This window comes from Pontibacillus yanchengensis, from assembly GCF_009856295.1.
Taxonomy (GTDB): Bacteria; Bacillota; Bacilli; order Bacillales; family BH030062; genus Pontibacillus; species Pontibacillus yanchengensis_A.
This window is the reverse complement of the sequence record NZ_WMEU01000001.1, coordinates 1,407,757-1,429,408: the sequence shown is the minus strand read 5'-3', so window position 1 is coordinate 1,429,408 and position 21,652 is coordinate 1,407,757. Positions and strand designations below refer to the sequence as shown.

Below are 21,652 nucleotides of genomic sequence, written 5' to 3'. Positions count from 1 at the left end.
GGGTTTTAATGTGTATTATATAAACTAGGTTAGATATCCAAAAGTGCAATCCTTTAGTTCTTTCGTTACAATATGAAGAAATGGAGGGATGTAAAATGGCTAGGCAAAACATAGGGGTTCGTGATGCGAAGTTAGCTCCTTGTCCGAGTTCACCAAATTGTGTATCCACTCAAGCGGAAGATGAGTCCAAGCATATGGAAGCATTAGCTTTTAAAGGTGATAAACAATCTACAAAAGACAAGCTGAAAAGAATCATAGAGGAATATCCCAAAGCTCAAATTGTTACAGAGCGTGGGGACTATATTCATGCTACCTTTACTACCAAGTGGCTTAAGTTCACGGATGATGTAGAATTTTACTTAAATGAAGAAGAACAGAATATCCATTTTCGTTCTGCCTCTCGAACAGGTTATTCTGACTTAGGAAAAAATCGAAGTCGAATGAATGATATAGCAGAGTCATATAATAAGTTATAAGAACATGCCTTCAAATGTATCCTCGTTTGAAGGCATTTTTTAGATATATAATTCTAAACTAGGGAGAGAAAACGGGATTTATACCTTTATATGAATTATGAAATATTTGTTACTACACGCTAGTTGTGACAGGAAGGCTTATTCTTCAACTCGAAGTGCTCGAACGCAAGTCTAGATAACTTCATGACTTTTAAAATATATTAAAAAAAAGTTAAGAGTTTATGACTTTTATGTTACAAAAGGTTTTCGAAAACATTACAAGATAGTATAATAAGTAAGGTCTTAGAATTATCTATGAACTATTGAATCTCCTAGTGGGGGGAGAACGGATTTTTTATTTATTAGAAGGGGAGAGAGACATGAGCCAACATAAGAAAAAAGGAATAAGCAAATGGCTAGTCGTGGTTTTATCAATCATCGTCGTAGTCGGTTTTGGTGCCACTGCTTATGGTGTGCTAAAAGAAAATAATCCTATGGCTCTTTACGTAACAGCAGAGAAAAATACGATGGAAGAACATTGGGAACGTATGGAACAATACAATCAACATACGTTAGCACTACAAGAACGTATGCTACAAGAAGCATACAAAACAGATGCTTCTTTAAAAATGAATGTTAATGCTCAAGGTGGACAATTAAATCAAGCAGTTCCACAATTGGCTATGATACAAGGTATTTTATCAACATTAGAATTAAAGATGACGTCAAAGGTAGATCCTGAGACTAGTGAAATGTCTGGTAGTCTTGATGTTCTGTTACAGGGGAATAGTCTTGCGCAGGGGAGCTTTTATCAAAATGAAGAAAAGACAGCTGTAAAAGCACCATTTCTATATGGTAAATATTTTGCATTAAAAAATGATGAACTTGGGGCTTTCATGGAACGAATGAATCAACCCACACAGGGGTTAACGGAAATTCCTAACTTTGTACAGTCTAACAGTGCAGCATTTACTGCAGATGAGATGAAAGAGATGGCTGAAGAATATGTGAAGGCATTAGGGAAACATTTTGACCAAGATCAGTTCTCTCTATCAAAAGGTGTTTCCTATGAGGAAGCGAAATATGACAAGGTAACAATTGACATTAGTGAAGAAAAAGCACAAGCTATGATGAAAACATTAATGGAAAAGCTTAAGAACGACGAGCGGATATGGGATGTTCTTGATCAGCAAATGAAACTTCAGGGGATGGCAGCAGGTGAACAAGAAACTTTACAAGAAAATCTTGAGACTGCTATTCAAAATGTAGATCAAGTCAAGCTTCCAAATGGTATTACAATTGAAGCCTATATTAAAGATGATATTGTTGCACATGAAACATGGACCATGGATATAAAACCTAATGATGAAGACGCTGTAAATGTTGCTATTTCAAGCGACTATAATAAAGAAGCGAAGAATCGCTATACAGCATCAGCCAACGTTACCTTTATTCCTGAGTCTGAAGATAGTAAGCTTAAAATCAGTTACAAAGAAGATGGAAAGCCAAATAAGGATGGTCTGCATGTAGACTACAATATTGGCTTAGATTACAAAGATCAGCAAGAGGATTTGAAAGCGAATTTACTATTAAATACAGACTACACAGAAACAAGCTCCAATACAGACTTTGAACTTCAGCTTGAAGGAAGTAAGCTTGGGAATCAACCAGTGCCTGGTATTAGTGGTACGTTCAAATCGAAAACAACAAAAGAAGATAACAACCAATATACACAAAAAAGTGACCTTGAACTTGATATTGCTATGAATGATCCTGCAATGGGGAATACAAAAGCCCATGTTGAATTTCATTTAGAACAAGATGTTTCCTTCACAAACGACGTAAGTTTCCCAACTGTGGAAGGGAAGGAAGCTGTACAAGTGATGGAAAAATCAGATCAAGAACTTGAGCAAATCAGTAAAGAAATCCAAATGAATCTGCAACAATATATTGGAAACTTCATGGGCGGTCTAGGAGGCCTAGGCGGATTCTAATTCGTATGAACGATTTATGATATGGAGGTGGCAGCTTGATGAATGTGTTCTCGCTATGGAAATATGAGATGAGGGCGACCATTCGAAGGCCTGCCCCTCTTTTTTTATCTTTTCTATTACCAATAATTGTATTGGGTATGATGTTCTCGGTAGTTTTTTCGTTGTTTCAAAATGAAGAACAGCTAATTCAGACTGCTGTTGTTGATCAAGATCAAACATTTGAGACGAAATCGCTTGTTAATCAGTTAGCTGATGATGGAAGAATGAAAGCAGCTATGAATTTGAGGCCAATGGATAGATCCAAAGCAAATGAATTGTTTTCTAACGAAGAAATTACTGCAATTATTGAAATCCCTGAAGGGTTTACGCAAAGCCTTCGAAGAGGTGAAAATGATCCCATCAAAATCGTAACGAATCAACAACAACCTCTTCAGTCCACGTTGGTCAATGTGTTACTAGAGAGTGGCGCTAACTATATATCTGCTTCTCAAAGTGCTGTGAATACTGTATATGACTTACATATTAAATCTCTACCAGAAGAGAAGCGGAACGGGAAGCTGCAGCAATTGATTGTAACGTTCACCCTATTCGCATTATCTAGAAATAAGGCATTTGAAACCGAACTGATACCAGCTGGCACTAGCTTAGGTTGGGAATTACATGGCATGATATCAGTCATGATTACGTTTCTATTTTTATTCAGTATGATCTATCACCTTGCTGATACTCGTATGAAGAATAAAAATATGACGTTAAGGTTACGCTCATTCAACATTACAGACTTACATGATTATATAATCAAGTCAGTGAAGTGGTTTCTTGCTATTACCTTAAGTGGTATTCTATTTTTCGTAATGATTGGCTTTACAGATAGCATTCCTGCATTTTCTTGGAAGATAGGGATAGCAATTATTCTGTGTAGCTTATTCCTTACAATGTTCGTATCTGCTTTCTATGGAATTCTTAAACATACATTGATAAGGGTAGGGGCATTACTAACTACGGGCTTATTAGGTATTGGGGTAGCAGGGGTATGGGTTCCATCTAATTATTTACCATCTTCTTTATTATTTGCGTGGAATCCGTTCTCAGCATGCTATGTATTATTTCAGTATTCTGTAACGAACGAGTCCTCCATAACACCTATGATTTTCATTCTTCTCGTATGGTCAATCGTATTATGGATCTTCGGTTGTTTAATCACGCAATGGAAGGAGAGACGCCATGCTTACCTATCTAGGATTACAACTTCGTAGATGGAAAACAAAACCATTCGTAGCTCTTATCAGCATGATGTTTCCTTTCCTATGTTTCTTCATTTTAGCACCATTTCTGACATCAACGACGGAAAAGACGACGATTCCGATTGCGATTGTAGATGAGGATGAGAGCACGTATAGTCAACGAATCGTTTCGCGATTAACAGATCAACAACGATTATCCATTCAACTCCTCCCTTATAAGGATATGGTAAAGGCGTTACAAAAGGGAGAAGTGGAAGCTGGTTTTGTGTTGCAAGAAGGATTGGAAAACGAGATAAAGGCAGGAGCCATTCAAGATACTATTACGTGGATGAGGACGAGCAATTCAACTTTAGATGTATTTATAAAAGAGCAGTTAGGTGCTGAATTGATGCGTATAGCGCTGAATGCCAAGGCGGCAAATACAGTGATGGAGGCTTCACAATCGAATAAAGATTGGGAAGAAGTCTATCAATATTCAGCTTCTTTTTGGGAGCCTTCCCCTTTATTTGAAATGAATTTTATCAAACGAACTCCTTCCTTTCCCCAGCAAGACAAGGCATTGTTAGCCAATTGGCATAAAACTGTTTTGGTACTATTTTTTTTCTACGCTTGGACAATGTCTATTTGGTTATGTCAACAGCTTTGGAAAGATAAGCAAAATGGTGTGTTGGATCGCCTTTCATTAGTTCAACTAACCCCAATTCGATACTATTTGGGACAAGGATTGAGTATTTGGCTTGTTTCTCTTATGTCATTTCTCATTGCCATATGCGCAATGGGAGGTAGGGTCCCTTGGGATTTGTTACTACAGGTGGGATTGTGGGCAAGTATTGTGCTAACTGGAACGATTGTAGTTACATATGCGTTTTATCTTATGTTTAAGCTGTCTTCTGCAACACTTATTGTTATCGAAAGTGTAGCAGTTGTCACAGTTGTAGCAACCTTATTAAATCAATCAGGAGTTTCATGGATTGGGGATACAGTTGTCCCATACTTTCCACCAAGCTGGCTTATGCATAATCCATTTATCATGTAAGGAGTGCTTGAATGATTACGTTAAAAGAGGTTTCAAAATCATACAAGAAGAAGGAGGTGCTAGCCCCTACCACCTTAGAGATTGAGGAAGGGGGGGCATACGGCATAGTTGGTCCTAATGGAGCTGGTAAATCCACACTCCTAAAGCTCATTGCATCACTGGAACGGCCAACCAAAGGAACCATTTATTATCAAGGGAAATCGTACACCTCTTCAGTAAAAAATGTTCGTCAATCTATTGGATATATCCCCCAAGAAATTGCTTTATACGAAGAACTGACAGTCAAAGAACAGCTTGATTTTTGGTCGAATATATCTCCGAAAAAAATAGATGACGCTTTCGTACAAAACATGAAACAAACCCTTCGTTTGGATGAAGTAGCTAACCAGCGGATTCAATACCTATCAGGTGGATGGAAAAGAAAGTTGAATTTATGTGTGGGATTAATACATAATCCATCTATTTGTTTATTGGATGAACCAACAGCAGGGATTGACCTTGCAGCAAAAGAAGATATTCTAACGTGGTTAAAAGCGTTACATCAACAAGGAAAAACCTTGCTCTACATTAGTCATGATCGACATGAACTACATACATTAAGTGATCAGTTCATCGTACTCTTGAATGGTCATGTGGTATTTCATGATGATAAAGAAGTTTTTCATCGTACTAAGTCTCAACTATTGAAGAACCAAGAAGAACATCAAGAGTTGGAGAAGATTTTATCTTATTTATAAGAAGAATGATGTGAAAGTCGTCTGCCCTAGGTTGGACAAACGACTGGAGGTTTAACATATGTGCCTAGCTTTTAACTTCAATTCCGTATAATGAAGCAATTGCTTATCATCTAGAACCTTTGCAGCAAAGCTAAGAAGGTTAAGGGTACATCATTGTATTGGCCTTTACAATGAAACATAAGCCTTATCAAAACCCTTTTCTCTTTTTATAGAAGAGATTATTTTTAGTATGAGGGAAGAAGTAGATCTTCATGTGTAGCAGATTCTGAATGATATGGAAGTAAAAACCAAAATCGATATTTTAGATGTTGGAATTGAAAAAGGGTTATTTCTGATATAAACTCTAGAATCAAAACCGACATTTGGAGTTGTTCTTGGTATGGATATAACCTAACGAAAGAATTGCGTATTATTCCATTAATGAAGACATCCATTTATAAAAAATGTAAAAAAACCAGATGTCGACAGAAAGTTTCGACATCTGGTTTTTATTCGGTTTTTCCTGTAATACCATAAAAGAACATATGAAGGATTTGTTCTGTGAACTGTATGAGGGACTCCTCTGATTGAAAAAATTCTTTATGATTTCGCATGGCCTGATAGTACATATCTACGTAAAACATCATCATTTGTAACGAGATAGAGTGATGGATGAAGCCTGCTTCTTTCCCTTCCTCGAGTAAGTCCATAAAAAGAGGAATCGTGTAGGATTGAGAGAATTCATCAATAAATTCCTTCAGTTCAGGTCGATCTGACATTAACGCTTGCATAAATTCCAAATCAAATTGAAAGATGTTGTCCATCTTTAAGGTAATTAGTTGACGTATTTTCTCATCAAAAGCAAGGGAAGGATCATGCAATAAATCTTTGACTTCTTCAATTCTTGAGAAGGCAAAAGATTTCACTGATTCAACAAGTAACTGATCCTTACTTCCGAAATAGTTATATATCGTTACTTGAGAAACTTCAGCTTTTTTTGCAATTTCTTGTATGCTTACTTTTTGTATGCCTTGCCTAGAAAAAAGCTCAAACGCTGTATCTAAAATGTTTTTCTTCTTTAATTCCGTTCTTCTTTCAAAACCATTCATGGGCGCCACCTCTTCACCCTTATCATACCGTGGGTTTTAGAGTGAATCAATTCATTTTGCTCTGTTGATTGCTATCGTTTTTCTCCTTAGCCTGTTTTGTATAGGTTTCGATATATTCTGCTGACCGCTGTGCCAGACTATATACCGTAAGGGTTGGATTAGCAGATGGGGCGGTTACAAATGTTGGTGAACCTACAACGAATAAATTGTCCACATCATGGGTTTGACCATAGCTAGTAACGACTGAATTAGTTGAATTATTCCCCATTCGACACCCCCCCATTAAATGGGCATGAGCTTTTAAATGATAAAGAGGAGTTCCTCCTGCATTCTTGAGTACCGATTTCATTACGTCTTTGGCTTTTTCTCGTATGGATTCATCATTTTGGTGGTGGGAAAACGTTACTTTTGGAATGGGACATCCATACTTATCCTTTTGATCGGATAAGGTAACAGCATTATGATGTTGAGGTATAACTTCTCCCAGCATAGCAATACTTACATAATGATTATAATCAAGCATGCGCTCCCTTAATCGTTCCCCTACACACTCTGTATCGTTCTCAAAAAATAATGTTGCTAGCCTGATTGGACGTAGACCATAGCTATTCATAAGAAATCCTCTCTTGAATCCGTAGTTTCTGCCACATAAATACGTATCCAGAGTGAGGGCTTGGACAGGGTTACCTCGATACATTCGTATTTCTTCAGGAAATATAGCGAGGACATGGTCATTCATGTTTGTAAGGAGATATTTGCCGACTAAACCGGATGAATTGGCAAGACCGTTGGGAAAGGACTCGGATGCTGATGCTAATAAAAGCCTTGGCGTTTCAATGGCGTAAGCAGCTAACACGATGGTTGTTGCTTCTATTTCATGGTGTTTTCCATCAAGTATGTAAAGTACTGATGTTGCTTTTCCTTCCTCGTTCGTTGTAATGCGATAGGCTGTAGCTTCGGAAATTAGTGTGACTCCTGCTTTTAATCCTTCTGGAATAAATGTATTTAAGGGTGTTGTTTTGGCATCCGGCATACATCCCTCTTCACAAAACCCCCTATTAATACAAGGATGTCTGTCCCCCTTTGGAGCAGATAATATAGCCAATGGGGAAACACTGTGTTGATAACCTGCTCGTTCTAATCCTTCTCTAAATTTTAGCGTATTATTGGATAAATCATGATGAGCAGGATAAGGAAAATGATTGCCGAATTTTTTCCATGGGAATGTGGAAGGTCCAGATAGACAAAGCGTTTTGGTCATTTGTTTATAATAGGGTTCTACATCTTGATAGGAAATCGGCCAATCCTCTCCAATTTGTTCACTCGTTTTTGTTTGAAAATCGGTAGGGTGAAATCGTAATAGCTGTGCAGTATAATGTACTGCACTTCCTCCAACGCCTTTTCCGGATGTACTTCGATATAAATCTAACGGATCTTGCCCTTCACTAATTCTAGGTTCATCCCAGAACAATTTCTCCATTTCTAACTCATCACTAGCAAAATCTTGTTGAGGGTCACGCAATGGTCCTGCATCTAATAGGAACACGTTAAGCCCTGCCTTTGCTAAGTGAGCTGCTACAACAGAACCAGCTGCTCCTGCACCTACAATACAGACATCACAAGAGGTTCTCGTCATGAGGTTTTGCCTCCCATTCATCAAATTGATGAGGGCCGAATGCATAATAGCCACGTGGATAAGCAGGACCCGCGAAACCGATGGTAGACCATATGTGTGGATCTGCGTATATGATTTTTATGAGTTCAGAAGTTAAGGTTGAATGAAAAAGATGACTTTTAATAGGATTCCAAATCCTTGGGTCTCCATCAATTTCTTTCCATGCCTCCATAATGGAAAGCTGATCGTTTTTGTCTAATTGGAAGAATGGGAGGTGATACTGATGGATACTTTCTTGTTCTGTATTTTCTAATCCTTGTATGATAATATCTTCTTTCGTAAAGCGAGCTTCTCTTGGAAAGGTTGATAGCTTTTTGTTTGTAATTCGTTGGTCAAGCACCATGGAAATGCTAAGCGTATGCTCGCCTAGATGGGATGGGAATAGGCATTTTGATAAGGCTTGAAGGGTCCGTTTGTGTGTGGCTGATAATACGTTCCCCTCTTTAGAATGAACCCTTTCAAAAATGACGCTTTGAGTTGCTTCATCCCATTCGTTCTTTTGACTAATAACATCATATGTAGGATAGTACGTTTTGGAAGGATGGTTCTGTTTGGTCATTGTAAATCCCCTTTAATACCATAGATTAAATAGCTGCATAATGGAAAACGCAGCAATTGTAAATGGAAGGATGAAAGGCGGTCCTGACTGAAGATTTTCATACACGAAGCCGCCTGTACGTTTGCTAATAGCTACCAGATGAAGAATGCCTCCATACATTCCTGCTATAACTCCTATACTTGTTAAGATAGTTTGAATCCATCCAGTCCATGGTTCTGGATAGACAACCACTAAAAACCCCGAGAAAGCAAGCAATGGGAGTGCAATCACAGGAATCCACATTTGCCATTTATGAAATTTCCCGCGATGATGCCAAACCGTAACTTGCATCCAAAGCATAAGAAAGCCAAACGCAATAACAAGCGTTAATACTCGTCCTAAGCTCATCTGACTCCAATCTGTTAGCATATAGCTTCCTCCTGACAGTAATATTTTCTATTTTGTTTCAATAATGGTTATTCTATACATAGAGGGTGTGACTAGACAGACCCGTATGGAATTGATTACGATTAAACTAAAGGATAACAGTTTGTGTTTATCATTTAGTATTCTTTGAAACCGTTTTATAATATGGGATAAACAGATGTGTTCCCTAAACTAACGTTGAACAAAGAAAGGGTTAGACGACATGTCAAAATTGGATTTATCACAATTTGAAAAAAAGATTGAAGTTAGAAATATCCGCGATGAGGATATTGAGCAAATCATGGAACTACAAAATGTGTGCTTTCCAGGAATGGATCCGTGGAAGAAGGAGCATTTGGAAAGTCATTTAGATATTTTCCCAGAAGGTCAGTTTTGTGTTGATTTAGAAGGAGAGGTTATCGGAAGTTGTTCAAGCTTAATGGTGAATTTTGATGAATATGATGATCAGCATACATGGGACGATATTACAGATGAGGGATATATTACGAATCATGACCCAGAAGGTTACAACCTTTATGGAATTGAAATTATGGTGCATCCCGATTATCGAGGTATGAAAATTGGGAGACGCTTATATGAGGCTCGTAAGGAATTAGCTCAACAATTGAACCTTAAAAGTATTATTATAGGTGGAAGAATTCCAAACTATAGTAAGTATGAGGAACAAATGTCACCACGGACATATGTCAGAGAGGTAATGAATCAAAATATTTATGACCCAGTACTGACTTTCCAAATTATGAATGGATTTACCGTGATGCGTGTGAATCCAAACTACTTACCAGATGATCAGGCCTCTAGTAAATATGCAACGTTAATGGAATGGAATAATGTAGATTATCGTCCAACTACAAAACGCTATTTTAAGACGTCTTATCCTGTTCGAATTACAGCGATTCAGTACATGATGAAGAATATTGAGTCCTTTGAAGAATTTGCACGTCAAGTAGAGTATTATGTAGACGTCGCTAGTGATTATGGATCTGATTTCGCCGTCTTCCCAGAAATATTTACTACTCAGTTGATGTCCATTATTGATGAAAAGATTCCATCAAAAGCGGTAAGAAAACTATCGGAGTACACAGAAGACTATATCGAATTATTCACACATTTAGCAGTGAAATACAATGTGAATATTATTGGGGGATCTCATTTTGTAGAAGAGGATAACCATAAAGTCTTTAACATTGCTTACTTGTTCAGACGTGATGGAACAATTGAGAAACAATACAAAATACATGTTACACCGAATGAAAAGAAATGGTGGGGCATTCAACCGGGAGATACAGTAAAGGTGTTTGATACAGACTGTGGAAGAATTGCCATTCAAATTTGTTATGATGTCCAATTCCCAGAGCTTTCGCGTTATGCAGTCGACCAAGGTGCGAATATTATCTTCTGTCCGTTCTGTACAGATGATCGACAAGGGTATCTACGTGTCCGTTATTGTGCTCAAGCACGTGCAGTGGAGAACCAGGTTTATACGGTCATTGCCGGAACGGTTGGTAACCTTACACAGGTTGAGAACATGGATATCCAATATGCTCAATCTGGTATTTTTACTCCATCTGATTTTGAATTCGCAAGAGATGGAATTGTCGGAGAGTGTCACCCAAATATTGAAACAATTGTAGTAGGAGATGTGGATTTAGAAGTACTACGTCGTCAACGTAAATCTGGGACAGTGAGACAACTAAGGGATCGTAGACGTGACTTATTTGAAATGAATTATAAACGACTATCCACTGAAATAGTAACAAACGATTGATTTGAGGAAGGGTAAGGTTAAAATAATGTTGCGAAAGGATGGACAACACATGCAAAACCTACAAGAGCAAACAGCTATTATAACAGGTGCATCTAGAGGCATTGGGAAAGAAACCGCTCGTCAATTAGCCGCACAAGGGGTGAACGTGTCTTTATTAGGTAGTTCTGATGACATTTATAAAACAAAACAAGCGTTAGAAGAAGAAGGGTACAAAAACGTGTTAGCTTTCCAAGCCGATGTGAGTAAAGAGCATGAGATTGATCATGTCGTACAAGCTACTTCCAATGCGTTTGGTACTGTTGATATACTCGTCAATAATGCTGGAATAGGCATGTTTAAACCTGTAGAGGAAGTAACGGTGGAAGAGTGGACAAAAATGTACGAGGTCAACGTACAGGGCGTCTTCCTATGTACAAAAGCCGTCATCCCTTCTATGAAGCGACAACAATTCGGAACCATTATTACAATCTCATCTGATGTTGGACGATATAGTATTCCAAATGGATCTCTATATACCTCAACTAAGTATGCTGTCCAAGGCTTTATGGGATCGGTAGCTCAGGAAGTAAGAGAACATAAAATAAGGGTAGGTACCATCAACCCAGGTATGGTGGACACGTACTTTGCAGAATCCACACAAGGGGACCCTGAAAAGAAAGAATGGTTGAAAGTCGAAGATATTGCGGAATCAGTAGTGTATATGGCAGCTGCTCCCAAGCATATGCTAATAGATGAAATGCATCTTCACCCGCTTATACAGGAGTATCCAAGACCTTGATTAGAAAAGCGCGAGTAACCTCTATGGTGCTTGCGCTTTTCTTTATAGGTTTATGGGGTGGTGTGGTGCATATATATGGAATGGTTCCTTATCTATAGGAAATTTACCAAATGTTTGCATGGGTATAACGTTATAAGTGTAGAGGCCACGGCCAGCTCCATCGCCCAGCGACTAGCAAACTTCCTGCATCTCCTTACGATAAGTCAACATCGAACCTCCATTATTTCAAAACTTCCTCTAAACCACTGTTGGACAGTTTGTACGTCGCTAAGCGGGCGCTTGTGTTTTTCTTTATCCTGTAGAGGATTGCATTTTTTGGTATAATGTCTCAATAGAAGCTTGTTAAGAAAGTTGGATTGGTATGCTTGATGAACAGCAACGGTTAGAAGCTTTGAAAACAATAGCGGAAACATTAAACCAATGTCACCATAAGGAAGATATGATTCAAAAAGTATTACAGAAGTTGGTATATATTACGCATTTTGAAAGTGGTTGGGTTTTTTTGGAGAATGGATTCGTTCGCCTTGTAGCTGACGAAGCGTTACCCCCTGCCTTAACGATAGATGATAAGGCTCCCATGTGTGGGGAGGATTGTTACTGTGTGAGTAAATATAAACAGGGAACGTTGACGACTGCTACAAACATTTTAAATTGTAAGCGGATTGAGAAATCAATCCAATTAGGAAAAGGTGATACAAGAGGGATTACTCATCATGCTACGGTCCCTTTAAAGACGCCGGATCGCTCATTTGGTTTATTGAATGTAGCTACTCCTCATACTTCTACATATAAACAATCTGAACTGGACTTAATTGAAGCAGTTGCCTTTCAAATGGGGACAGCACTACAGCGTATGGAGCAGTTTGAACGAGAGGAGCAACGTGCTAACTTCTTGAACACACTTCATGCTTTATCAAAGAACTTAAGAGAAGCGCAAACAATAGAAAAAATTAGTACTATAGCCATACATAGCCTACATAAAGCATTCCCTGTATCTGGGGTTTCTCTTCGAGCTAGTGGAGAGGTGTTTGGAGATGAAAGCTTAGCTCTAGAAGGTGACCATGCATTTGAGTTATCTGATCAAAACGGACAGTTACGTATTCGTTTTGAACGTCATTTGTCAGAGCTTGAAGAAGAGATGATCGAGTTGGCCGTTGAATATATAGATTTATCATTTCGTAATGTTCGATTGCAAGAACGAGAAAAGGATATGGCTCGTTTTCAGGAAAGGGCTCGATTAGCACAAGACCTACATGATTCGGTTAATCAGCTACTCTTTTCTGTCGTATTAACTGCCAAAGGGGCAAAATCGATTTCGAAGGAAAAGCCTGTTAAAGAGCAATTAGCTTATATACAAACGCTTACTTCTGATGCACTACAAGAGATGCGAACACTGATACAAAGATTAAAGCCTCATGGATTAGAAGAAGGAGTATTAGCTGGTCTGAAAACATATGCTGAAAAAATCGGTCTAACTGTAGCATTGGAGTCTTCTGGAACGACCACCCTTCCATACACAGCAGAAGAAACGCTGTGGAGGATTGGTCAAGAAGCCCTTCATAATGCCAAAAAGCATTCCATGTGTCAGGAAGTTGCTTTGACACTATCCAAAGAAAAGAATCAGGTAGTAATGACGATAGAAGACAAAGGAAAAGGGTTTGATCAAGATGAGATTGAGATAGCCATTTATCCTTCCTATGGAGTAAAAGGAATGGTGGAGAGAGCTGAATTAGTAGGTGGGCATTGCGATATAACGAGTCAGCCCGGAGAAGGAACGACTGTAACAATAGCGATTCCTTTTAAAAAGGAGGAAGAGTAAGCGATGACTATACGTATTTTGATAGCTGATGACCACCATGTTGTTCGAAAAGGACTAGTTTTTTTCTTTCGAACGCAAGAAGACTTGGAAGTGGTATCAGAAGCGGCTAATGGGAGAGAAGTACTTACAGCCATAGAGGAGCAAGAAATCGATGTAGCATTATTGGACGTACAAATGCCAATAATGGATGGAGTCGAAGCAGCAAGAGGGATACGAGAAAAGAATCAATCGATAAAAATTCTGATGTTAACGAGTTTCTCGGACTACGATTCCGTCATTCCAGCTATTCAAGCTGGAGCCAACGGGTATCAATTAAAAGATGTTGAACCTGATCAATTAGCGGATGCTATTCGAAGAGTTCATAAAGGAGAAAGTATGATTGACTCTAAGGTTGCCTCTCATTTAATGAATCATGTAACAGGTGGAGACGAACAAGAGGAGAAGGCTAAGCTAGAATCCCTAACGAAACGGGAAAAAGAGGTCTTAAAGCAAATGATGAAAGGTCAAAGCAATAAAGAAATATCAAACACACTCTATATCACAGAGAAGACTGTAAAAACGCATGTCTCAAACATACTATCCAAGCTTGAGGTTCACGATCGTACACAAGCTGCATTGTTTGCAGTAAAATATATGAAAGAATAGCTCAGTCTAACGTTGTAAAAGATAGTCCGGCTTAAATAGGTGAATGAACCCTTCCTCTAGACAATGTCATGATAATTCGTTCCTTTTACAAAAGACACAGGTGAAACGAAAAAGGAGGACATAAGTATGAAAATTGTAGTAATCAATGGAACACCTCGAAAATATGGTAGAACAAGAATCGCAGCCAAACATATGGCTGATACGATAAATGCACAATTAATTGATTTAAGCACAATGAATTTACCAATGTTTAATGGGGATGAGGACCAGTCATCCATTGCAAATGTACAATTGTTAAAAGAAACGGCTATGGAAGCTGACGCATTTATATGGTTATCTCCCGAATACCATGGAGGAATAAGTGGTGCACTGAAAAATTGTTTAGACTTTTTAAATGGGGATCATTTTCGACAAAAGCCTGTATTGCTATTTTCGGTTGCTGGTGGAGGCAAAGGTGGCATCAATTCCTTGAACCAAATGAGGTTAATTGGAAGAGCCTTGTATGCTCATGTTGTACCAAATCAAATGGTACTGGACCCACACTGCTTTATTCGGGAAGAAAATCGCTTAACTGAAGAAGCTGCAGAAAAAGTACAGTCCATTTTAGATGAATTCCAACGGTTTTCAGAACGTGTAACAAAATAGAGTATTTAAAAAACCCCCTTTCGACGAAAGGGGGTTATGTGGTGGTTTAAGCATTTTTTATATTTGTTCTACAAGTTCACTTGGGGGAAGATGAATCATAGCATGGTCAATATACTGCATTAAGCTTTGGTGGGAAGATACGACCTGGTCATCCTCTGGGGAGTAATGATAGGCATGCAGAAATGTTTCAATTTTCTTTGACAAAAAATCATCTTTCGTACGTACCATTAAGATTAGCAAATCATCCCATTGCCCCCACAAAGTGAAATACAATGCTTTATCATAATCAGCAATATAAACAGACATATTCTCCACGACCCCTTTCACGAAGGGTTAGTAGTAGTGTAACCCTGTTTCGCACCTAACACGCTATGACGTTTTTGGTGTACTTGTTAAAGTATGGGGACATCAGTAAAAAGGTTCTTGGAATAAAGCATATTTTGCTGTTGCCATTGAATCTTTTGTTGAAAAATAGGATGCTGACTTTTGAATAGTCTTTGCTTGAAAAACAAACGCTAGTCATGAAAGACATGATAAAGGAGAGACGTTGATTATGACGAGTAAAAATGGAAGCAAAGGTAGTCACAATCAAAATTCACCGAAACGTACAGGGAACCTTCCTGGAGGAAAGATGAAGGAAGAGTTTGCTAAGGAAATCTACGCTGGTGATAACAATAAAGGAAAAGAGTATCGATCTAAAAAAGGTAGTAAATCACAACTGAAAAATCCTCAGAATCATTAGGGTAGTACACTACAACTCGTCTGCATGAGTTGTAGTTTTTTAATCGTCTACGCACTATAAAAATGTTAGCTTGTGTATAAATTAATACGTCTAGAGACGACGTCCAGCTCCAGCGCCCAGCGACTAGTATGCTTCCCTTGCCTCCGTACGATAAGTTAACATCCAAACACGCATGTTTTCGTGTTTCCTTTATCTCCTACGGAGGAATCAGATGGGCCGCAGCATCTACGTCGTTAGCAGGGCGCGCTGAGCTTTTGTTCTCACTGAAATATTTTTCTCTAATCAGTTATGGAAATAATTGGTTGGTTGTTTTGTTAAAAAAAACACTCAATAGAGAATAAACATCTTTGACCAAAACATACTAAGAGCACACCAAATATTCTCTAAGGAGGAAACAATGAATGAATATTAAAATTGCAGGCATTACTATGCTTTCAGCAGCTATCCTTTTCGGCTGTCAAGGGGACGACAAAGAAGCACGTATGGGTACAAAAGGAAATGATTATGAGGATAGTGCTAACAATACGAACTACTCTGCACAAGAAGATGATTACAACAAAGTCGATTATGACAATGGTCCTAACCAAGGTATGATGGATGGTCAAGACTATGGGGAAGAAAATGTGGGTAATGAAGATACCTATAAAAATGACAAAAATGATAATAATCAACGCTATAATGTAGCACGTGAAGTGGCTCAAAAAATTTCCAAGCAAGTGGAAGAAGTTGATCGTGCATATGTACTTAAGACACGTAACAATGCATATGTAGCTGTTACACTAGATGGCGAAAAGAATAACAAAAATAATGCTATGAACAACAACAATAATAACTATAATACCAACCAAATGAATACGAATGATAACAACAACATGAATAACAATGATACCAAGAATAATATGGGTAACGACAAAGTGAACGATTCTTTAAAATCAGAAATAGCTAAAGTAGTTAAATCTTCAGATAAAGAAATTGACAACGTGTATGTATCATCAAATCCAGATTTTTACGGAATGACTAGAGGATATGTAAACGACGTAAATGATGGAAACCCAGTAGGTGGATTCTTCAATGAATTCGGTAAAATGGTTGATCGTATTTTCCCTGATGCACGATAAATAAATTTGAAAATAAACTCCTTGCATAGATAATGCAAGGAGTTTATTTTTTGCAGGAATATAAAATCATGGCGTTTGTGTCGATGTGTATCTCCAGTGCCTCTCTTTAGAAGATATAATAAGCAAATTCAATCTGTGGAATTATTCATCATAGCGAGGATTTGCTTAAGCCTCTATGTGTTCTTGGTACCCTGGCTTTCCATTCCTTATGTGGGATATTCTATTACTTCTAATGAATGGTCTTGATCCATGCAATAAGCAAAGAAAATATGGTTAGTATGAGGGAACCCTTGTTGGTTTAATTCCTTTAGAAGCCATTCTTCGTTTTTATCAATTAAGCTTAAATTTCGATGCTGGATTACGCCTTCTACAATGACAGATAAAGGTATACCCTCATAAGGAGGTTGGATACCGATATCATTTGGTGTAAGCGGAGTGAATTCTCTTTTGGGTATGATGCTGACATCACCATTCGGTTCTAAGAAAGCATACTCAATGGTTCCAACTTGCGGATGTCCAGATGTGCGAAGAACAGATAATAATTCTACTAAGGAAAACCTCGATTTTCGTAAATTATCTGGTAGAATTTTACCATGACGAACGAGAACAGTGGGTTGCCCGATAATCCAGTGCTTAATGCCATTATTGAGCATAAGTTTAGAAATCAAAAAATGAATAAGAGCTATCCCGATAATACCGATGATACTTTGCCAGTATGTATCAATTTGGATAGGCTGAAAGGCGACATACGCTAGGAAAAACAACGCTGCAAAATCATGAGGAGTCAGTTGAGCGAGCGCAGATTTTCCAAGTAAGCGAACGACCAAAATATACAAAATAAAAATAAGTAGTAATGGGGGAAGAAAGCTCAACTCTGGCTCACATCCTTTTCCATGTAATCTACCATAGTGTTTGTCTTCATCTTCTGAATATGTATAAACCGAACAAATCGTTCGTTTATCATTTCCAATTGTGCTTTGGTACAATAGTATAAATGGGGTTGGAGGAGGAAGCAGATGAAGCGTAAACAAAAAATTCTAGCCTATATTACTCGTGTGAGAAATGGGCAACATGAGCTACTAGTACATAAGCATAAACATCAACCTGAAGCAGGGATTCAAGTAGTATCTGGCACAGTAGAGACAGGAGAATCACTAGAGACAACATTATTTCGCGAAATCCTTGAAGAAGCTGGCCTAAAAAGAATCAAATTGAAGAAGTTTTTAAACACTTATACCTACTATCATCCAACCAAACATAAAGAACTCGAACGAAATGTCTTTTGGCTTGAAGTAACAGACCAAGTACCCGACGAATGGGAGCATGAGGTCGAAGGAAGTGGCAACGACAAAGGTCTCATTTTTTGTTGGAGTTGGGTTCCTCTACATCATCATATAGAGCTGGCAGCTAATCATGATGATTGCCTGCATTTAATTCGTTGAACACATTCCGGTTGAGGGGTGTCTTTGTTCTCGTATAGGAAATTATAAAATTGTGTGCATAACGTATTAAGTTATAGAGGCCACGTCCAGCTGTAGCGCCCAGCGACTAGCAACTTCCTGCTCCTCTCCTTGCGATAAGTCGACATCGAACACTTGTCCCCTCTGTATTTCCTCTAAAAAGGATTTAGGTGAAGTTCTGGGGTGATGGAGGTTCGATTAAGACCGCTGTATCGTGCAGTAACATCTACATCCTGTAGGCCCGCTTCACGCAAAACGTCGAACCAACCCAGGTTCTGTGGGCAGCAGTTTGTGTCGCTAAAAGGGCGCTTTCACTTTTGTTATTAAACAAATAAACCATATACCTTAAAGTCATTCCTGTCTTTCTCTTTCATACACTAGTAATAAGACATGTATGAAAGGAAGATGACCGTGAACATACAGGGTAATAAAGAGCTTCACCAGACTATTGAAGAAATTACAGACATCGCAGAAGGATTTGGTCTTGATTTTTATCCAATGCGTTATGAGGTTTGTCCTGCTGATATCATTTATACGTTTGGTGCATATGGAATGCCAACTCGTTTCTCCCACTGGAGCTTTGGTAAGCAATATCATAAAATGAAACTTCATTATGACCTTGGATTAAGTAAGATTTATGAACTTGTCATTAACTCAGATCCTTGTTATGCCTTCTTATTGAACACCAACAGTCTTATTCAAAATAAACTGATTGTCGCCCATGTTCTAGCCCACTGTGATTTCTTTAAAAACAACGTACGATTTGGTAATACAAATCGTGACATGGTTGAAAAGATGACGGCTACCGCAGAACGTTTTTCTTATTATGAAAAAATCCACGGCCGCAAAACAGTTGAAGAATTTATTGATGCTGTGCTAGCAATCCAGGAACATATTGATCCATCCTTACAAAGACCGAAACTAGCGTGGACACTAGAGGATCTAGAAGAGGAGGAACTAGAAGGACCTCGACCAACACCTTATGATGACCTATGGGAACTTGGGGAAGAAAAGAAACCAGAAGTTGATAATAAAAAGAAGAAAAAGAAATTCCCTCCACAGCCTGAGAAGGACATCTTATTATTTATCGAAGAATATAGCCGTGACCTTGAAGAATGGCAGCGCGATATCATGACGATGATGCGTGAAGAAATGCTGTATTTCTGGCCACAGCTGGAAACTAAGATCATGAACGAAGGCTGGGCTTCGTATTGGCACGCAAGAATCCTGCGGGAGATGGACCTAACTAGTTCTGAAGCGATTGAGTTCTCTAAGTTAAACGCAGGTGTGGTGCAGCCATCCAAAACACAAATCAACCCTTACTATCTAGGTGTGAAAATTTTTGAGGATATCGAAGAACGCTACAACAATCCAACCGAGGAAATGAAAAGGCTTGGTGTGAAACCTGGTTCTGGTCGTGAAAAGATGTTCGAGGTACGGGAGATTGAATCGGACATTTCCTTCATTCGCAACTATCTAACCAAAGAATTGTGCAGTCGAGAGGATTTATATTTGTTCCAAAAACAAGGTCGTGAATACAAAATTACGGATAAGGACTATCAAGAGGTTCGTGATCAACTTGTTACGATGCGTGTGAATGGTGGTTTCCCGTATATAACAGTCGAGAATGGTGACTATTTAAAAAATGGAGAGCTCTATCTGAAGCATCATTTTGAAGGTGTCGAACTAGATCTTGATTACTTGGAAAGAACGATGCCTTATCTTTACCAATTGTGGGGAAGAACGGTTCATATCGATACTTTCGTAGAGGATCGTAATATACTCTTCACGTATGAAGGGAAGAAAGTGAATCGGAAGTTTATTTAAAAAGGTTAAATAATTTATGAAGAACAAAGTTTTCCTTTTGAGTTAGTAGTAGCAACGCTTGGGCTTCCAAACGTTCTTGTTTATATTCCCTTGTTAAACTAAAGCACCCAGGTGATAGCCATTCGTCTTTAATGATAGGTTGGTTGGCATACACATTATAGGATCCCCCAAGGTACGAAATTAAGGACATGAATCTTCGATCAGGTCCTGTTATTGGCATCCCTTCTTGTTCAGACTCTTCTAGGAACCAAAGCATGAGCCCGTAATCATTTCCTGATGGACCACCTATTAAGTAATCTCCCTTTGCCGATGCCAAAAGCCGCCAACAACAGACTGGCTAATCCCAAAAAAAGACACCCAAATTGGGTGTCTTTTTTTGGGGGACTATGGTTTCATAGACCGATAACTTTGATATTTATGGATGGCTTGCCCACCATATCCCGAATTATCACTGTAGAAATCATCGACGATTTCTAGTTCCTGATCCATATAGGATTCCCCTTCTTCGAAGAAGGAGACTTTTTCATAGGGCTCTAAGTATTGCGTCTCCACCCCGATGATTGCTTTTGTGCCGATATCCCTGGCATATTGTACTTCGTTGATGTAATTCATTTCTGTTTCGCTATGGTAGAGGATGGAATCCCGACCTTCGGCGAAATCACGATATGCCATGATAGCAATGCCGCCGATGACCGTATCGGTTACGTGTTCGGATAGCGGTTTTGTCTGTCCATCATAGGTCGTTGTATATTTCGAACCATCAAACCAAAATGGCATCGCCATCATGAAGAAGAAATCATGGGTCTTGGCGTACCCTTCGACTTCCAGTTTCAATGTGTTCAGTCCCTTCAAGTATTGATGGATGAGCTTGGGTCGTTCGTCAGCGGTATCCCATTCTGGAAGTAGATACGGTTCGATATCGAATTGAATCCCATCGAACTGCGCTTGTTCGGGAACCTGTTGATTATAGTTTCGCACTAATCGGAAACGGTTGATGGGGATGTAATGGTTCTCGGCTCTCGCCCATTCCGATGCCCCATCAAGGGCAATGACGTCAATATCGTGTTCGTGTGCCGCTTTGATAAATGCCTCGTACTGCTCGGGATGCTGTTCAAGATAAGGATCGCCGCCTCTTTCCCCGATGTTCAAATAAAGGACATTCACTCCTTTTTCCTTCGAAAAATCAATCAACTCTTCCCTCGCCTCCCTAGTCGCAATGTCGTCATTCGGGAACCATGCCCACATACCCTTGTCATGCCCAGACTCTGTTTCAGCCCTTCCTTGTTGCGGCAACAGCAAAGCGAGCATCACCAGTCCAAGGAAACAACCATAGATCGTTCTCTTTCCCATTCAAAACCCTCCTAAGCTATTTAGTTACATCCACTATATCGGACCACCATCCGAATAACTAGGACTTTTATATGTCCGAAATATTTCCGGTTTCATGGTATAGTGGAAAAAGCATAGAAAGGATTAGCAGGATATACGATGGTTTCGCTCCTTTTTGGAACAGGTGATAACGTATAATACTATCTTTTTATGAGACCGACCTACTATCCTATCAGAATTAGTTCTAAAAGGGGAAAGTCGTGCTGGATATTTAGGATAATTTTATGTTTTAACAAGTTTTTTTAAC

At 38.8% G+C, this 21,652-nt stretch carries 22 protein-coding genes; 14 read left to right on the top strand and 8 right to left on the bottom strand.

The genetic code is table 11. From position 1 onward, the window contains the following. Positions 1-95: 95 nt before the first annotated feature. From GLW08_RS06910 to GLW08_RS06890, 5 genes are all read left to right on the top strand, one after another. Positions 96-476, top strand: coding sequence for a DUF1499 domain-containing protein (locus GLW08_RS06910; protein WP_160847780.1), 381 nt, complete (start codon positions 96-98; stop codon positions 474-476). A gap of 359 nt (positions 477-835) precedes the next feature. Then, a complete protein-coding gene (locus GLW08_RS06905; RefSeq protein WP_160847779.1) occupies positions 836-2,449 on the top strand; it encodes a DUF6583 family protein in 1,614 nt (537 codons plus the stop codon). 38 nt (positions 2,450-2,487) lie between these two features. Further along, on the top strand, positions 2,488-3,705 hold the full coding sequence (locus tag GLW08_RS06900) for an ABC transporter permease (RefSeq protein ID WP_160847778.1): 1,218 nt from the start codon (positions 2,488-2,490) through the stop codon (positions 3,703-3,705). Continuing rightward, positions 3,674-4,729 carry an ABC transporter permease gene (locus tag GLW08_RS06895; RefSeq protein ID WP_160847777.1) on the top strand — a complete coding sequence of 352 codons (1,056 nt, stop codon included), beginning with the start codon at positions 3,674-3,676 and terminating at the stop codon, positions 4,727-4,729. The genes GLW08_RS06900 and GLW08_RS06895 overlap by 32 nt, the downstream gene beginning before the upstream one ends. A gap of 11 nt (positions 4,730-4,740) precedes the next feature. Next, positions 4,741-5,466, top strand: a complete 726-nt coding sequence (locus GLW08_RS06890) for an ABC transporter ATP-binding protein (protein WP_160847776.1) — start codon at positions 4,741-4,743, stop codon at positions 5,464-5,466. A 488-nt stretch (positions 5,467-5,954) separates the two neighbouring features. Here the strand turns inward: GLW08_RS06890 and GLW08_RS06885 are convergent, their stop codons facing one another. Genes GLW08_RS06885 through GLW08_RS06870 form a run of 4 tightly spaced genes read right to left on the bottom strand, consistent with a single transcriptional unit; the run spans position 5,955 to position 9,196 of the window. Continuing rightward, on the bottom strand, positions 5,955-6,554 hold the full coding sequence (locus GLW08_RS06885; protein ID WP_160847775.1) for a TetR/AcrR family transcriptional regulator: 600 nt from the start codon (positions 6,552-6,554) through the stop codon (positions 5,955-5,957). Between the two features lie 46 nt (positions 6,555-6,600). Further along, on the bottom strand, positions 6,601-8,190 hold the full coding sequence (locus GLW08_RS06880) for an FAD-dependent oxidoreductase (RefSeq protein WP_160847774.1): 1,590 nt from the start codon (positions 8,188-8,190) through the stop codon (positions 6,601-6,603). Further along, complete coding sequence (locus tag GLW08_RS06875; protein WP_160847773.1) at positions 8,171-8,788, bottom strand: gluconate 2-dehydrogenase subunit 3 family protein; 618 nt, start codon at positions 8,786-8,788, stop codon at positions 8,171-8,173. The genes GLW08_RS06880 and GLW08_RS06875 overlap by 20 nt, the downstream gene beginning before the upstream one ends. 12 nt (positions 8,789-8,800) lie before the next feature. Beyond that, on the bottom strand, positions 8,801-9,196 hold the full coding sequence (locus GLW08_RS06870; RefSeq protein WP_160847772.1) for a hypothetical protein: 396 nt from the start codon (positions 9,194-9,196) through the stop codon (positions 8,801-8,803). A gap of 220 nt (positions 9,197-9,416) precedes the next feature. Between GLW08_RS06870 and GLW08_RS06865 the strand changes: the two genes are divergently transcribed. The 5 genes from GLW08_RS06865 (at position 9,417) to GLW08_RS06845 (ending at position 14,869) form a co-directional block, all read left to right on the top strand. Beyond that, positions 9,417-10,982 carry a bifunctional GNAT family N-acetyltransferase/carbon-nitrogen hydrolase family protein gene (locus GLW08_RS06865; protein ID WP_160847771.1) on the top strand — a complete coding sequence of 522 codons (1,566 nt, stop codon included), beginning with the start codon at positions 9,417-9,419 and terminating at the stop codon, positions 10,980-10,982. A gap of 49 nt (positions 10,983-11,031) precedes the next feature. Next, the gene (locus tag GLW08_RS06860) at positions 11,032-11,760 is read left to right on the top strand and encodes an SDR family oxidoreductase (RefSeq protein WP_160847770.1); all 729 of its coding nucleotides are present in this window, start codon (positions 11,032-11,034) and stop codon (positions 11,758-11,760) included. A 361-nt stretch (positions 11,761-12,121) separates the two neighbouring features. Then, positions 12,122-13,579, top strand: a complete 1,458-nt coding sequence (locus tag GLW08_RS06855; protein ID WP_160847769.1) for a GAF domain-containing sensor histidine kinase — start codon at positions 12,122-12,124, stop codon at positions 13,577-13,579. 3 nt (positions 13,580-13,582) lie between these two features. After that, entirely contained in the window at positions 13,583-14,224 is a 642-nt protein-coding gene (locus tag GLW08_RS06850; RefSeq protein WP_160847768.1) for a response regulator, read from the top strand. A 126-nt stretch (positions 14,225-14,350) separates the two neighbouring features. Next, positions 14,351-14,869, top strand: a complete 519-nt coding sequence (locus tag GLW08_RS06845; RefSeq protein WP_160847767.1) for an NADPH-dependent FMN reductase — start codon at positions 14,351-14,353, stop codon at positions 14,867-14,869. A 57-nt stretch (positions 14,870-14,926) separates the two neighbouring features. Here the strand turns inward: GLW08_RS06845 and GLW08_RS06840 are convergent, their stop codons facing one another. After that, the gene (locus GLW08_RS06840) at positions 14,927-15,175 is read right to left on the bottom strand and encodes a YhdB family protein (RefSeq protein WP_160847766.1); all 249 of its coding nucleotides are present in this window, start codon (positions 15,173-15,175) and stop codon (positions 14,927-14,929) included. Positions 15,176-15,422: 247 nt separating this feature from the next. On the opposite strand from GLW08_RS06840, the gene GLW08_RS06835 reads away from it, so the two are divergent. Together GLW08_RS06835 and GLW08_RS06830 are read left to right on the top strand one after the other, a co-directional pair. Further along, positions 15,423-15,611 (top strand): imidazoleglycerol-phosphate dehydratase, encoded by a 189-nt coding sequence (locus GLW08_RS06835; protein WP_160847765.1) that lies wholly within the window; start codon positions 15,423-15,425, stop codon positions 15,609-15,611. A 401-nt stretch (positions 15,612-16,012) separates the two neighbouring features. Then, on the top strand, positions 16,013-16,729 hold the full coding sequence (locus tag GLW08_RS06830; RefSeq protein ID WP_160847764.1) for a YhcN/YlaJ family sporulation lipoprotein: 717 nt from the start codon (positions 16,013-16,015) through the stop codon (positions 16,727-16,729). Positions 16,730-16,935: 206 nt separating this feature from the next. Here GLW08_RS06830 and GLW08_RS06825 read toward each other — a convergent pair whose 3' ends face one another. Then, positions 16,936-17,601, bottom strand: coding sequence for a DUF421 domain-containing protein (locus tag GLW08_RS06825; RefSeq protein WP_160847763.1), 666 nt, complete (start codon positions 17,599-17,601; stop codon positions 16,936-16,938). A 144-nt stretch (positions 17,602-17,745) separates the two neighbouring features. On the opposite strand from GLW08_RS06825, the gene GLW08_RS06820 reads away from it, so the two are divergent. Together GLW08_RS06820 and GLW08_RS06815 are read left to right on the top strand one after the other, a co-directional pair. Further along, complete coding sequence (locus GLW08_RS06820; RefSeq protein WP_160847762.1) at positions 17,746-18,171, top strand: NUDIX hydrolase; 426 nt, start codon at positions 17,746-17,748, stop codon at positions 18,169-18,171. Positions 18,172-18,600: 429 nt separating this feature from the next. Beyond that, entirely contained in the window at positions 18,601-20,016 is a 1,416-nt protein-coding gene (locus GLW08_RS06815; RefSeq protein WP_337193906.1) for a SpoVR family protein, read from the top strand. On the opposite strand, the gene GLW08_RS06810 is transcribed toward GLW08_RS06815, so the two are convergent. Then, positions 20,009-20,332 carry a hypothetical protein gene (locus GLW08_RS06810; protein WP_160847760.1) on the bottom strand — a complete coding sequence of 108 codons (324 nt, stop codon included), beginning with the start codon at positions 20,330-20,332 and terminating at the stop codon, positions 20,009-20,011. The two genes, GLW08_RS06815 and GLW08_RS06810, sit on opposite strands and share 8 nt — an antisense overlap. A gap of 68 nt (positions 20,333-20,400) precedes the next feature. Further along, positions 20,401-21,366, bottom strand: a complete 966-nt coding sequence (locus tag GLW08_RS06805; protein WP_160847759.1) for a hypothetical protein — start codon at positions 21,364-21,366, stop codon at positions 20,401-20,403. Between the last annotated feature and the right edge of the window lie 286 nt (positions 21,367-21,652).

What these genes read in the sequence shown, in the direction of transcription:
- GLW08_RS06910 (WP_160847780.1), top strand. Translation starts at nt 96, where the DNA reads ATGGCTAGGCAAAACATAGGGGTTCGTGATGCGAAGTTAGCTCCTTGT.
- GLW08_RS06905 (WP_160847779.1), top strand. Translation starts at nt 836, where the DNA reads ATGAGCCAACATAAGAAAAAAGGAATAAGCAAATGGCTAGTCGTGGTT.
- GLW08_RS06900 (WP_160847778.1), top strand. Translation starts at nt 2,488, where the DNA reads ATGAATGTGTTCTCGCTATGGAAATATGAGATGAGGGCGACCATTCGA.
- GLW08_RS06895 (WP_160847777.1), top strand. Translation starts at nt 3,674, where the DNA reads ATGCTTACCTATCTAGGATTACAACTTCGTAGATGGAAAACAAAACCA.
- GLW08_RS06890 (WP_160847776.1), top strand. Translation starts at nt 4,741, where the DNA reads ATGATTACGTTAAAAGAGGTTTCAAAATCATACAAGAAGAAGGAGGTG.
- GLW08_RS06885 (WP_160847775.1), bottom strand. Translation starts at nt 6,554, where the DNA reads ATGAATGGTTTTGAAAGAAGAACGGAATTAAAGAAGAAAAACATTTTA.
- GLW08_RS06880 (WP_160847774.1), bottom strand. Translation starts at nt 8,190, where the DNA reads ATGACGAGAACCTCTTGTGATGTCTGTATTGTAGGTGCAGGAGCAGCT.
- GLW08_RS06875 (WP_160847773.1), bottom strand. Translation starts at nt 8,788, where the DNA reads ATGACCAAACAGAACCATCCTTCCAAAACGTACTATCCTACATATGAT.
- GLW08_RS06870 (WP_160847772.1), bottom strand. Translation starts at nt 9,196, where the DNA reads ATGCTAACAGATTGGAGTCAGATGAGCTTAGGACGAGTATTAACGCTT.
- GLW08_RS06865 (WP_160847771.1), top strand. Translation starts at nt 9,417, where the DNA reads ATGTCAAAATTGGATTTATCACAATTTGAAAAAAAGATTGAAGTTAGA.
- GLW08_RS06860 (WP_160847770.1), top strand. Translation starts at nt 11,032, where the DNA reads ATGCAAAACCTACAAGAGCAAACAGCTATTATAACAGGTGCATCTAGA.
- GLW08_RS06855 (WP_160847769.1), top strand. Translation starts at nt 12,122, where the DNA reads ATGCTTGATGAACAGCAACGGTTAGAAGCTTTGAAAACAATAGCGGAA.
- GLW08_RS06850 (WP_160847768.1), top strand. Translation starts at nt 13,583, where the DNA reads ATGACTATACGTATTTTGATAGCTGATGACCACCATGTTGTTCGAAAA.
- GLW08_RS06845 (WP_160847767.1), top strand. Translation starts at nt 14,351, where the DNA reads ATGAAAATTGTAGTAATCAATGGAACACCTCGAAAATATGGTAGAACA.
- GLW08_RS06840 (WP_160847766.1), bottom strand. Translation starts at nt 15,175, where the DNA reads ATGTCTGTTTATATTGCTGATTATGATAAAGCATTGTATTTCACTTTG.
- GLW08_RS06835 (WP_160847765.1), top strand. Translation starts at nt 15,423, where the DNA reads ATGACGAGTAAAAATGGAAGCAAAGGTAGTCACAATCAAAATTCACCG.
- GLW08_RS06830 (WP_160847764.1), top strand. Translation starts at nt 16,013, where the DNA reads ATGAATATTAAAATTGCAGGCATTACTATGCTTTCAGCAGCTATCCTT.
- GLW08_RS06820 (WP_160847762.1), top strand. Translation starts at nt 17,746, where the DNA reads ATGAAGCGTAAACAAAAAATTCTAGCCTATATTACTCGTGTGAGAAAT.
- GLW08_RS06805 (WP_160847759.1), bottom strand. Translation starts at nt 21,366, where the DNA reads ATGGGAAAGAGAACGATCTATGGTTGTTTCCTTGGACTGGTGATGCTC.